A 12,553-nucleotide genomic window follows, 5' to 3' on the forward strand; every position below is an offset into this window, starting at 1 on the left:
TAAATAGAAACTCAAAGTGACCAAAATTAAGCTGATTTTCTTGTTAATACTTCTTTCTTCCAAAATCACTTTGGCGCAGAAAAAATTGGTCTATGGAGATCATGTATATGAAAACACCATAAAAACCGTCCAGCTTTACCCACAGGGATCGTCGATTCAGGCTAGTTTAACACCTGCGGTAAAAGAGCTAAATGATGGCCCAAATTTAGTCCTCGAGTTTGATGACCTAAGAGATGATGCTGATTATTTCTTTGTCTATTTTATTCACTGCAATGCAGATTGGTCGGTTTCTAAGATGAAACCTACCATGTACTTGAAGGCATTTAATGAGTTTGAAATTGAAAATTTTGAATTCAGTTCTGAATCTAAAACCAATTACGTCCACTATACTTTTCAAATTCCTTCATTTAAAGAATCAGGAAATTATTTGGCTGTAGTCTATCGCGATCGAAATAAAGAAGACATTATTCTATCTAAGCGTTTTTCAATATATAATAATCAAGTTGGAGTTGGTGGAAACATCGGTAGGTCTTCGGTTGTCAGTAAAAGACAAAGTCATCAACGTGTAGAAGTGACATTGAATTACGGCGATTTAAGAACATTTGACCCTGCCATGGATTTCACTGTAGTCGTCCGTCAAAATGCTCGTCCGGATAATATGAAAGTTGATTTGAAACCAACTTTTATTGATGAAAATGCCAAACTAATTCGTTACCAAAACCTTGGTGATGAGAATGACTTTTTAGGTGGCAATGAATTTCGGCTTTTCGATATCAGCACTGTGAACGGTTCTGGCCGAAATGTAGCAAAAATTGCTTTTGAAGAAAATAAACCGGTCGCTCAATTACGGCTAGATCAAGAGCGTGACCCCGCCTTTTTCCAGTTCCTGGATATTAATGGCCAATACTATATAAGGGATTTAGAGAGTCTGCGTACTGGTACTATAACTGCGGAGTATGTGGAGGTCGAGTTTCTTTTGGACATACCGAAAATAACGGATGACATTTATGTTTTGGGGGCTTTTAACCTGTGGAATCGAAATGAAGAGTCGATACTGAAGTACGATCCGGTAAAAGAGCAATACAGCGCTAAACAACTTTTAAAACAAGGTTGGTATAACTACACCTACTGGGTAGATGGAAATGAACCAAACTTGATTGAAAATAGCTTTTTCGACACTGAAAACCTCTATGAAGTTTTCATTTACTACAGACCGATGGGAGCACGTGGTGACCAGCTGGTTGGCTACAGCAGCATACCTTTCAACAATCGCCGTTAGACCGTTACCGCTTCTCTTGAGAAATGATATTTCTCTGTACGCTCAATTGGATTGGCGTTCGCTAAATCGAGCATTCCAAAACCTTTGAAGGTATAATCACCGAGACCAGAATTGAAAATAAACTCTTGCACTTCCTTGGCTGCATACAGCTTGAATGGTAGTGTATAGCCTCTAACCTCGTATTTTACATCGTTGTCATAAACGGAATAGATTCGGGCGAATTTTTTACCTCTTTCCTGAATTCTCATCAGGTAGTCACTGTCAGGAACAATTTGGAACTTGCTAAAGCTTGCCATTTGCTCATCGGTATAGAGGCCTGTGGATTCCATTCTTCTAAAAGTAGAATCATAAAGTAAATCTGAGAATTCATCGGTATCTGGAAAAACGAAACGTTTCCCGTTTTCATCATGGAAACCATTCGATCGAATTGGTACCAATGGAGAAATACACAGGAACTTGGATACTTCATCAAGCACTGGATTCTTCTCCATTTCGGTATATAACGGGCTCACCTTCAGATTCGAAAGCTCAATTTGCTCGAATGAGAAAACTTGATCTAATAGGTAATCCAAAAACAGCTGATCGGCTGAAGACAACACTAAGGTGACAAGGTTGGAATAATAATGCAGACCATTTCTCGAGATTTTCGTCTGTCCTTTCAGGCCAGAAAAATTGTAATCAGGATAATCTATATAATCTTTTCTTCCTCCTTTTACCAAAGCTCCTTTTAAAAATTGAGCTAGAATATGTTGGTGATGGAATGGTAAAAAAGCTCCTTTATTCTCAAGTTTAAAAACAATCCTTATTCTCACAGCGCCTTCATTTTTGGTTAAAAATTCCCAGGATAAAACTCCTGTGTTGGCTGCTTAACTATATGTTTATGAGAATGTTTTGGAATTAGACAAAATAATACTGGTGGTTGTCAACCAGATTACACATTAAACCTAAAGTGCATCACGTCGCCATCTTGGACGATGTAGTCTTTACCTTCTATGGCCATTTTTCCAGCTTCTTTTATAGCCACTTCAGTCTTTAAAGCTTTGTAATCATCTATTTTGATAACCTCTGCCTTGATAAACCCTTTTTCGAAGTCCGTATGAATAACACCAGCGGCTTGCGGAGCCTTCCAACCATTTTTGATGGTCCAGGCCCTAACTTCTTGAGGACCAGCTGTAAAGTAAGTGATTAGTTCCAATAGCGCATACGAAGCTCTGATCAATCTATTCAAACCAGATTCTTTTAAGCCATATTCCTCAAGGAACATCTCTTTCTCATCCTCGTCTTCCAACTCGGCAATTTGAGCTTCTATAGAGGCAGAAATCATGATTACTTGGGCATTTTCAGCGGCAACTGCTTCTTTGAGTGCTGTCACATGGTCGTTACCAGTGTGTACCGCTCCCTCCTCAACATTGGCCACATAGATTACGGGCTTGATGGTTAGAAGAGAGAGGTCATGAATCATTTTCAGTTCATCTTCATCTGCTTCAACAGATCGAGCATTCGCACCACCTTCTAAAGCTGTTTTATACTTTTCTAAGACAACAAGTTCTTTCTTAGCAGCAGCATCACCAGATTTGGCAATTTTCATCAAACGCTGTATGCGTTTGTCAATAGACTCTAAGTCTTTGAATTGTAATTCTGTATCTATGACATCCTTATCGAAAACAGGGTCCACAGAACCAGCCACGTGAACCACATTATCATCGTTGAAGCAACGAACTACATGGAGAATGGCATCTACCTCTCTAATATTGGCCAAGAACTTATTACCGAGTCCTTCACCTTTACTAGCCCCTTTCACGAGACCTGCGATATCAACAAATTCAATGACGGTTGGGAGTACTTTTTTAGGATCAACTAAGTCTTCTAAAACCTTTAAGCGATCGTCAGGTACAGTGACAATACCAACATTTGGTTCAATTGTACAGAAAGGAAAGTTTGCCGCTTCAGCTTTAGCACTTGAAAGTGCATTAAACAACGTAGACTTACCGACGTTCGGTAAACCAACAATACCGCATTGTAATCCCATAAGAATAATAGATTTTTTGAAACGATTTCATCCGAAATCGGCCGCAAAGATAGTAATTATTGGGCGCTTGAATAAATCCGCATCGAATATTGTAATCAATGAGGGCTCTCTAGATAATTTTCATAAAAAATCAGACGAATTTGAAGTGTATTAGGCGCTAGATAAGCGCCATGATCGAACTAATCCCAGCTCAATTCACTATTTCCATCTGCCTCTCCGTTGCTAGATTCCATAGAGTATTCAGGTTTCTCTTCATCAAACTGATCGAAGTCGATTTCAGGCATCAACTCCTCTTTGACGTGATCCACAGTTTCGTTAAGGGCATTAACGAATTTTGAGAAATCCTCTTTATACAAAAAAATCTTGTGCTTTTCGTAAGTAAAACCGTCCTCTTTGTACTTTCTTTTACTTTCTGTAATCGTGAGGTAATAATCGTTAGAGCGTGTTGCTTTAATGTCAAAAAAATAGGTTCTTTTCCCAGCTCTTACCCTTTTAGAAAAGATCTCATTTCGGTCCTTTTGGTCTTCCACTATCCTTGCTTTTTCCTTTTTAAGGTCGAATAAAAAATAATAACTGTGTTAATATAAACCATTAATAATTACTATTGCAAGAACCGTAAAAATAAAACTGAAAACTAAAAAGTCATATTTAGAGTAATCTTATAGACCTTAAAGAACCGTTAATTCAGTCAGTAACTTTTTTAATCAGATCAAATGCAGTTTTCGTTAGAGGAAATCAAAAAATTTGGAAATATAGAACTCCTTGCTAAGCAGATGGTTGAAGGGTTCATTACTGGCTTACACAAATCGCCTTACCATGGTTTCTCAGTAGAATTTGCTGAACATCAATTATACAACAACGGTGAAAGCACTCGACATATCGACTGGAAAATCTACGCTAAGACTGATCGACTTTATACAAAACGTTATGAGGAAGAAACTAATCTTAGGTGTCAATTAGTCATTGATCAATCTTCTTCCATGTACTACCCTGCCGAAAATTATGGCAAAATGAGGTTTAGCGTGATGGCTGCGGCTTCTCTGACGTATTTACTCCATAAACAACGCGATGCGGTGGGTTTACACACTTTCACGGATCAGCTAGAAATTGAAACACCAGTAAAGTCCTCCGCGACACATATCCATAAACTGTTTTTACAAATGAACAGCTTGTTGGAAAAAGAGCGAACCGAAAAAAGAACTAACGTAGCCCAAATTCTGCACCAGCTAGCGCAAAAGGTTCACCGAAGGTCACTCGTTGTTTTGTTTAGCGATATGTTCGATAATCAAAACAATGAAGAAGAGTTAATGGCAGCTTTACAGCATTTGAAGCACAAAAAGCATGAAGTGCTCCTTTTTCATGTTACCGATCATAAAACCGAATTTAACTTCGAATTTGAAGATCGTCCGTATGAGTTCATTGACTCAGAAACAAAAGAAAGAGTAAGGCTAAATCCTGCGACCATAAAAAAAGACTTCAAAAAACAAATGGATGCTCACTATCACGAGCTATACCTCAAGTGTGCTAAACTAAAAATCGATTTGATTGAAGCAGATATTAATCAAGGTTTTGACCAGGTTATGAAAGCCTATCTGATCAAAAGGGGCAAAATGATTTAAGGAAAACGAAGGAATTCACCTCCAACTCAAGTACTTATCACAGAGTACATTCTAATCCCATTGTGTCACAGGTAGAAATTTGAATAACCATTCAAATTGAAGCAATGAGACAAAATTAATCTTCCATCAGTCTTTTACCCATGTCAAATTGTACTAAGAATTGATAAAAAGAAACAAAACTGGTAATTTGTAAAGATAAAGGAAGAGTTGTCCAATTAGCCCAAGAACAAACAATTGTCAATTAAAGACCTCCTCGATTACTCTGATAGTATAATCACCATAACCGCTGGAGTGGTTACAGTAGTATTAGTCATTTTATCCAGAACAAAACTTCAAAAGACTCTTTTTGAGTGTTATGTGATTCTTACCAGCATAAGACAAGCTATGCATGATTTAAGAGTTTCTCTAGCCAAAAATGACTCTGAGCATCCCAAGGAAAGAATTGTTGATGGAGATTACAATGTCAGTAAGAATTCCTTAGCTACCTATAATGATATACTAAAAAAGTCCGCTGGAAAAGTGACTTTGATTTCATCTCAGATAACGGAATTAATAAGAAACACAAATTCAATGGTTGTTTCAAGACAATTTGAAATTATAACCAACGACGAAACGATATCAGAAAACCTGAAACTTATTGATAAGCTCATCGAAGACTGCGATAAAACGAATAAGTTAATCAAACTAAGGCTTTCTTATTTAAAAAAAGTCAACCTAACTAATCGATCAAGGCGCAAAATTGCCAAATCTTATCCAATCGGAATTATAGTTTTTGAGCCTACAAACGAGGAAAAAAAAGACCTAAGAGAGAAAAAAGAAGAGTTATTAAACGAATCATTCAAGCTAGAACAGCAACGGCAGGAGCTTATCGAAAGCACGATGAATTCTGACTCTCCTGAGGACCTCTCAAACCTTCATGCATTAAATGGTAAAATTGACAGCCAAGGAATCGAGCTCAATACACAAAGTAAGTTTCTTGGTAAGTCGACCTATGTATCAGAAATGGTAGAAGTCATTTTAAAGGCTAGTGGACATAAAATTGAATCAATAGACTATCAAGAGAACAGTGAAAATGTAGATATAAAGTCTATTAAAGAGAATGAGCTTCATTTGACCCGATGTTCTATTGAACCGATCAGTGAAGATTCAATTATTGAACTCCAAAATGCTACAAGTGAAATTAAGTACCACTATAGCAGTATCATTTGTGATAATATCATAGAGCCCAGCGCTAAAAAACTTCAAGAAGATTTGCCTACACTTGAAGTAAAAACTGTCAGTGAATTTATCAGAGGAGAGTTTTACCTAGACGCTTATCTGACATGGCTACAAAATGGTTATAAAAAAGAAGGAATCGCTGACTTAAATATTCCACTGAGCGTTACCGAACAGGTCACTAATTCTCAGAAAAATCAAAAGAAACAATACTCAGAACAAGTAAAATTAAGCGGGTATCTAGACAATTGGATAAAAAGTGGGAATAGCAACAGGCACTATACAATTTTAGGTGATTACGGCACCGGTAAAAGCTGGTTTTGCTGGGAATATGCGATTCAACAGCTACGTGAATATCAAAAAAACCCTGTAGGTAATCGCTTGCCTATTCTTATACATCTCAAGGAATACAAAACATTCAAAACATGGGAGGACCTTTTTGAACTGTTTTGTGAACGGTTTAAAATCACTAAGCTTAAGTTTGAGGTCTTCCAAGAGCTTAATTCACTTGGAAGGTTCTTGATCATATTCGATGGTTTTGATGAGCTTTTTACTGCTCCAAAGAGCCAACCTGCAATCGAAAAATTCTTTCAGTTAAATCGCGCAGCACCTGCAAATAGCAAGGTACTCCTCACGTCTAGAACTACGTTTTTCCGAAATATAGATGATGAAACATTTGATCCTAATCAGAGCGATGGACTTCCGCTAGAACAAAGAGTAGACTTAAAAGTACATCCTAATTTCAAAAAACTCTTCCTAAAACCATTTGAGGATACGGAGATCAAAGGTTACCTAAAAAAGAAAGCCCCTTTAGACTGGGAGCAGTCATACTATAAAATTAAAAATCACCCCAATCTTTTCGATTTAGCAAAGCGGCCCATTTTACTTAAGATGATATCGGAAACACTCCCATTCTTAGAAGAAAAGGAGGATTTTAACGAGTTCGACTTATATAGTACATACACTGATCAATGGATTAACGAAGCCGGCGTTGGTAGAACTAAGAACCTTCTTAAACCTAAGCAGAGACTAGACTTAATGACAACTGTAGCTTGGAAAATGTACACCGACGGTGGTTTAACAATTAAGAACAAAAAGCTAGATGCAATTATTTCAAGATTTCTGCCTGAAGAAAAGTGGGATGACGTTGTTGAAATACTTGATGAAATCAAAGGACATACTTTCCTAATTACCAACGACAAAGACACTTATTGCTTTGCGCACAAGAGCTTCTTTGAATTTTTTATAGCATTAGAATTGGCAAACAAAGTAAGCGAAGAAAATAAAGAGGACCTACAGAAATTAAATAAGCGAATTGAACAAGAAATTCTGGCCTTCTTAGACCATACCAGACTTTCTGTACAGATCTTATCTAGTTGGTTATCTGAAAAACACAAGGGTAATGATCAAGCTATATTCAATGGAAACTTGATCAATCTCTTAAGGACTCAAGGGTTTGACTTTAAGGGATTTGACTTTTCAGGTTTAGCCATACACTATCCTAACTTTAGCAACAGTAACGTGACAGGCGCCAATTTCCAAAACACCCTGCTAATTCAGTTCGACGCTAGAGATGCAATTATGGATAAGGCAAATTTCGTTAATGCAAAACTAGAAAGCCTGATACTTGGCGTACGATCATCTGCTAAATATGTCACAAGTTCGATCAAGCACATCGCAGTACCTAATGGGAAAAATGAAATAGAGCTTTACCCAAGTGATCAGCCTAATCAGCCAAAAATCATTCTTTCTGGACATCATGATTCTGTGGCCAATTTAGCCTTTAGCCCGTCTGGTAAGCTCCTGGCATCTAGTAGTTTTGATAAGTTTATTATTCTATGGGACGTTGAAAAAGGCAAAGAGGTATTACGATTGAAAGGACATCATGATACCGTTTATGGTTTGGCATTTGGACGAAATGGAAAGCTGATAGTTTCGGGAGACAACAGTCATACGCTAAAGGTATGGAATACCCAAGACGGTAAAGAAATGCTTTCATTTAATTGGGGTCACTCAAAAGCTATTTACTCAATCGATTACCATCCAAAAATGGATTTAATCGCTACAGGAAGCTTTGATTCAACCATAGGAATATGGTCTTTCGAAAAAGAAAACGACGAAGTCGAGCTAGAATTGATAGGCCAGCTAGATGAACACACGGACCTAGTAAATCATGTCTGCTTCAGCCCTGATGGCAAGATGCTAGCGAGTGCAAGTAATGATAAAACAATCATTTTATGGGACATTAAGCCAGAAAACCCCAAACCGGTATTTAGAAGTCGATTGGAAGGTCACGACCAAGTAGTATGGTCCGTTTTTTTCTCGCCAGATTCAAATTTTTTAGCAAGCGGGGGATCTGACAATAAGGTTAGAATTTGGGATATAATTACAGGAGAACAAATCAATTTATTAGAAGGACATACGGCAGATGTTTGGTCCGTAGTTTTTAGTAAAGACGGACAAAGAGTAATAAGTGGAAGCTTTGATAGTTCATTAAAAATTTGGGACTGGAAATCAAAGACAAACAAATTGTTAAAATCTCATAGCCTAATAGAAGACAAAAATTCAGAAATGTCATGTAAGGGTATGCACATTAGTAAACAAGAAATTTCCGGACTAAGTACTCTTCAAACAAACTTCCTCTTCTTAAAAGGAGCCATATTAGACGAAAATGGAGATTAAGCAAATTGCAATAATTGGTGTTGGTTTATTAGGAGGGTCATTAGCCCTAGCCGTTAAATCAAAATTACCCGACGTGAGAATCGTAGGACTTGATACTGATGCTGATAGAGTTAAAACAGTAATGGATCAAGGCATTATCGATGAAATAGGCGGGTCTATTGAAGGTACTATTGCTAAATCAGATGTCTTAATACTCGCTTCTCCAATTGCCTCTATACGGCAACACCTAAAGTTACTTTCTAGGCTCAAGATCGATAAAGAGCTGATTCTTTTCGATATAGGAAGTTCTAAGAGGGGAATTATTCAAGACATGGAGAGTCTTCCCAATAATATTTGTGCGATTGGCGGTCACCCCATGACCGGCCCGATGACAAGTGGTTATACTGAAGCTCATCCAAATATGTTCAAGGAAAAAGTATTTGTTATAACACCTAGTAAGAACAGTACAGCGCAGGGCTTGCTTTGGCTTGAAAATTTTGTAGAATTAATTGGCTCAAGACCTGTAACGGTAAATGCAGATAAGCACGATGACATAATGGCTTCTATCAGTCATTTACCTAGTCTAATTTCCATTCCATTTCTCACAATGGTTGATCGAAAAGATGATGATCTATATTGGTTACTATCTGCAGGTGGGTTTAAGCGAATAAGTAGTCAAATAAATGATAATCCTGCTATGTGGAAAAGCATTTTATATGATAATAGAAAATCGATCGCTTCAAGTTTAACGGATCTCAACAAAGAAATTACGAATCTAGTGAGTAGATTAGAAAGTGATGATCAAAAACTCATTGAGGATATTTTCACTACTGCCCAGAAGGCGTATCTGGAAGGGCTAGAATAAAAATTGAACTCTAACGAGTAAGTGGTACTCGAAACATATTAAATGTAGTGCGATTATCAGATTTATCCTGAATACCCTCTTCTACTAAAGTCATTTTGTAGTATTCCCCAGCCACTTTTGCACAAACAACGGCAGTATTTTTTCCAAACTTCCCCTCTACAACGTACTTAGGTGCTAAAGCTGTATTTTCAACAGGAGCAACCATGGCATTCGGGTAAATCCTTTTCAAGTTTGTAGCACACTGCTTTAATGCCTGTGGGTGCGAAATAACCTCCGTGATATCATCATTCTTAATACTATTGTTGAGCTTAAAAGTTGAATGACTGATGGACAAAATGACTTCTTTAACCAGTTCTAAATCTTTGTCAAGTAGAGCCTCCTGAGACTCTTTGACCACCCCTCCAATACTATTTTGGACCGCCATAAGACCATATTCGACCTCTCCACTCAAAAGTGCTTCTACTACATTCTTGGACGATATCAATGGGACAAGTTCAAAAGAGCCCTCAGTTAGTTGCATTTCTTCTGTGACTGCCAAAGCAGCAGCGTGATTGTGACTGTGAAGTACGCCCTGATATCCTATTTTCATCTATCGTAGAATGTGGAGAATTTTATCAATACTTAAACGTGAAGCCACTCTTTTTTGGCATAGAGTTCTTCTTCCGTTTCTCTGTAGTCAGGATCATCAACACAACAATCTACAGGACATACAGCCGCACATTGTGGTTCTTCATGGAATCCCATACACTCGGTACACTTACCTGATACGATATAATAAAACTCATCAGAAACTGGTTCTTGGGGCTCGTTTCCGTCTACTTCAGTACCATCCTCCAGTTCAATTTTCTTCAGATCTGTTCCACCGGACCAAGTCCACTCCATCCCTCCTTCGTAAATAGCAGTATTAGGGCATTCTGGTTCACATGCTCCGCAGTTAATACACTCATCTGTTATTATGATCGCCATGTTCTTCTAAATCTTGTTACCCTATTTCAACACAAATGAAAGCATGAAGTTTCATGAAATCGGATATTTTTCAGCCACAAAAGTAATATGGAATTTATAAGGGAAGTAAAGTTAACCTGTATTTTTGCGTCAACTTTAAGAAAATGACAGTAGCGCAGCGGAAAGAAGCATTAATCGGACTTGGTGATTGGTTTAGAAATATAGATGAGACCAGCCTAGCAACACTCTCTTTAAATGCCGTAAATGCCAATAATTGGTTTACTCCAGAAAGTGTAAAAGCCAGTTTCAGCGCATGGGGTCAGGTACTTACAAGTGAACAAATTGATGAATGGACGGCAACTCACTCGCTTGAACCTCAGGCAAACAAGAAAATAGGCCTTATTATGGCGGGAAACATTCCACTTGTCGGGCTTCATGATTTACTCGCCGTATTGATCGCTGGCCATACAGCGTGTGTCAAATACTCATCTCAAGATAAACCGTTGATGAGCGCTGTGGTGAATAAGCTGAAAGCATTAAACCCGTCATTGGCAAGTAGGATTATCGTGATCGAGCAACTCAAAGATGTAGATGCTGTAATTGCAACTGGTTCGGACAATAGCGCCAGGTACTTTAAACATTACTTTTCTAAATATCCCCATATTATCCGACAGAATAGGGTTTCTGTAGGTGTTATAAATGGAAGGGAAAGCGAAGAGGAACTTGCGAAAATTGGACAGGATGCATTCCAGTATTATGGACTAGGCTGTAGAAATGTCTCTAAATTGTTCTTCCCAACGGGCTATGAACTACCGAAGTTTATCAAGTCTCTAGAACGGTTTGAACCAGTGATCAATCACCATAAGTTTCGAAACAATTACGATTACAATAAATCGATCTATTTAGTCAACAGAGAAGATCATTTGGATTCAGGTTTCTTCCTCATGAAAGAATCAAATGAATTGGTTTCACCGATCTCGGTGCTGTTCTATGAGTTTTATAATTCCGAAGCTGAACTTGCTCTCAAGCTTTCTACCTATACCGATAAAATTCAATGTACGGTTTCGGCAGACGGTTGGTATGAAGGCAGTTTACCTTTTGGGGAAGCGCAGTGCCCTGCACTTTGGGACTATGCAGATGGAGTAGATACGCTAGAGTTCCTTTCGAGTCTCTGATACTTGGTATTTGTTTCTTCGATAATGTCGTTTAAAACCCTTAACAAATTGACGTAATCCCTTTTTCTGTTCAGCAATAATAGTTTCTAAGGGTGTAATTCCTTTTTGTATCCCATCCAAAACTTTAGTAAGTAAGAGCCTGTCGTCTTGATACATGTAATTCACAATCGCCCAAGATAAACCGTAACTCTCGTTGGTCGTAAGATCCTCCCAAGCCTCCCGATCAAGGGATAAAAACCTTCTCAGTTCTCGACTTGTTCGATAACTGATATTGAGGGCTTCAGTGTAAAAGAGGTCTTCAGTTGTCAAATTCCCCAGACTGTCAAGCCGAAAAGAAGACATCACCTCTGCAAGCCCCTCATCCAACCAGGGATATTCCTGCAAACCTATGCCTGCCGTAAGTGCATGACTAATTTCATGGTTTAATGACCTCAGAAATTCTTGATTTTTAAAAACCACTATTTCGTTCTGCCCCTCGATAAAAAATGCAGTCGTAAATCGATCTAAAGCACAGCATTCACTCGCATAATCATAGAAATCGGAGTAATCGCCATAAACCTTCACATTAATCACCTGATCAGAAATATGATCGAATTGCTTGCGATAAAAGTTGTTCTGAAAGCGTAGCCCAAATTCTATCTTCGCTACTTCTTTGGGAGTTACTTGACTACCAATAGTGGATATCTGTAGGCGCTGACCGAAAAGCGTTAACTCAAGAAAGAAGAGCGTTATAAAAGTTAGTTTTTTCAATTTTTCGGTGCGCTG

The 12,553-nt window shown here is 38.1% G+C and carries 11 protein-coding genes; 5 read left to right on the forward strand and 6 right to left on the reverse strand.

From position 1 onward, the window contains the following. Positions 1 to 16: 16 nt before the first annotated feature. Positions 17 to 1,279 carry a type IX secretion system plug protein gene (locus tag BFP71_RS15930; protein ID WP_069836429.1) on the forward strand — a complete coding sequence of 421 codons (1,263 nt, stop codon included), beginning with the start codon at positions 17 to 19 and terminating at the stop codon, positions 1,277 to 1,279. Here the strand turns inward: BFP71_RS15930 and BFP71_RS15935 are convergent. The 3 genes from BFP71_RS15935 to BFP71_RS15945 all read right to left on the reverse strand — a co-directional run bounded on the left by BFP71_RS15935 (position 1,276) and on the right by BFP71_RS15945 (position 3,838). After that, the gene (locus tag BFP71_RS15935; protein ID WP_069836430.1) at positions 1,276 to 2,091 is read right to left on the reverse strand and encodes a CRISPR-associated endoribonuclease Cas6; all 816 of its coding nucleotides are present in this window, start codon (positions 2,089 to 2,091) and stop codon (positions 1,276 to 1,278) included. The two genes, BFP71_RS15930 and BFP71_RS15935, sit on opposite strands and share 4 nt — an antisense overlap. Before the next feature lie 119 nt (positions 2,092 to 2,210). Then, positions 2,211 to 3,308 (reverse strand): redox-regulated ATPase YchF, encoded by a 1,098-nt coding sequence (gene ychF / locus BFP71_RS15940; RefSeq protein WP_069836431.1) that lies wholly within the window; start codon positions 3,306 to 3,308, stop codon positions 2,211 to 2,213. Between the two features lie 179 nt (positions 3,309 to 3,487). After that, positions 3,488 to 3,838, reverse strand: a complete 351-nt coding sequence (locus tag BFP71_RS15945) for a DUF3276 family protein (RefSeq protein WP_069836432.1) — start codon at positions 3,836 to 3,838, stop codon at positions 3,488 to 3,490. 183 nt (positions 3,839 to 4,021) lie between these two features. Between BFP71_RS15945 and BFP71_RS15950 the strand changes: the two genes are divergently transcribed. From BFP71_RS15950 to BFP71_RS15960, 3 genes are all read left to right on the forward strand, one after another. Beyond that, the gene (locus tag BFP71_RS15950) at positions 4,022 to 4,927 is read left to right on the forward strand and encodes a DUF58 domain-containing protein (protein WP_069836433.1); all 906 of its coding nucleotides are present in this window, start codon (positions 4,022 to 4,024) and stop codon (positions 4,925 to 4,927) included. 234 nt (positions 4,928 to 5,161) lie between these two features. Next, positions 5,162 to 8,824 (forward strand): NACHT and WD40 repeat domain-containing protein, encoded by a 3,663-nt coding sequence (locus BFP71_RS15955; RefSeq protein WP_141719786.1) that lies wholly within the window; start codon positions 5,162 to 5,164, stop codon positions 8,822 to 8,824. Next, entirely contained in the window at positions 8,814 to 9,668 is an 855-nt protein-coding gene (locus BFP71_RS15960; protein ID WP_069836435.1) for a prephenate dehydrogenase, read from the forward strand. Before BFP71_RS15955 ends, BFP71_RS15960 begins: the two co-directional genes overlap by 11 nt. A 10-nt stretch (positions 9,669 to 9,678) precedes the next feature. Here BFP71_RS15960 and BFP71_RS15965 read toward each other — a convergent pair whose 3' ends face one another. Both BFP71_RS15965 and BFP71_RS15970 read right to left on the reverse strand, forming a co-directional pair. Next, positions 9,679 to 10,257, reverse strand: a complete 579-nt coding sequence (locus BFP71_RS15965) for a prephenate dehydratase (RefSeq protein ID WP_069836436.1) — start codon at positions 10,255 to 10,257, stop codon at positions 9,679 to 9,681. 32 nt (positions 10,258 to 10,289) lie between these two features. After that, the gene (locus BFP71_RS15970) at positions 10,290 to 10,634 is read right to left on the reverse strand and encodes a 4Fe-4S dicluster domain-containing protein (protein ID WP_069836437.1); all 345 of its coding nucleotides are present in this window, start codon (positions 10,632 to 10,634) and stop codon (positions 10,290 to 10,292) included. Positions 10,635 to 10,777: 143 nt separating this feature from the next. Between BFP71_RS15970 and BFP71_RS15975 the strand changes: the two genes are divergently transcribed. Beyond that, positions 10,778 to 11,788 (forward strand): acyl-CoA reductase, encoded by a 1,011-nt coding sequence (locus BFP71_RS15975; protein WP_069836438.1) that lies wholly within the window; start codon positions 10,778 to 10,780, stop codon positions 11,786 to 11,788. Here the strand turns inward: BFP71_RS15975 and BFP71_RS15980 are convergent. After that, complete coding sequence (locus BFP71_RS15980; RefSeq protein WP_069836439.1) at positions 11,765 to 12,538, reverse strand: DUF1570 domain-containing protein; 774 nt, start codon at positions 12,536 to 12,538, stop codon at positions 11,765 to 11,767. The genes BFP71_RS15975 and BFP71_RS15980 overlap by 24 nt on opposite strands. Positions 12,539 to 12,553: the final 15 nt, after the last annotated feature.

This window comes from Roseivirga misakiensis, assembly GCF_001747105.1.
Classification (GTDB): domain Bacteria; phylum Bacteroidota; class Bacteroidia; order Cytophagales; family Cyclobacteriaceae; genus Roseivirga; species Roseivirga misakiensis.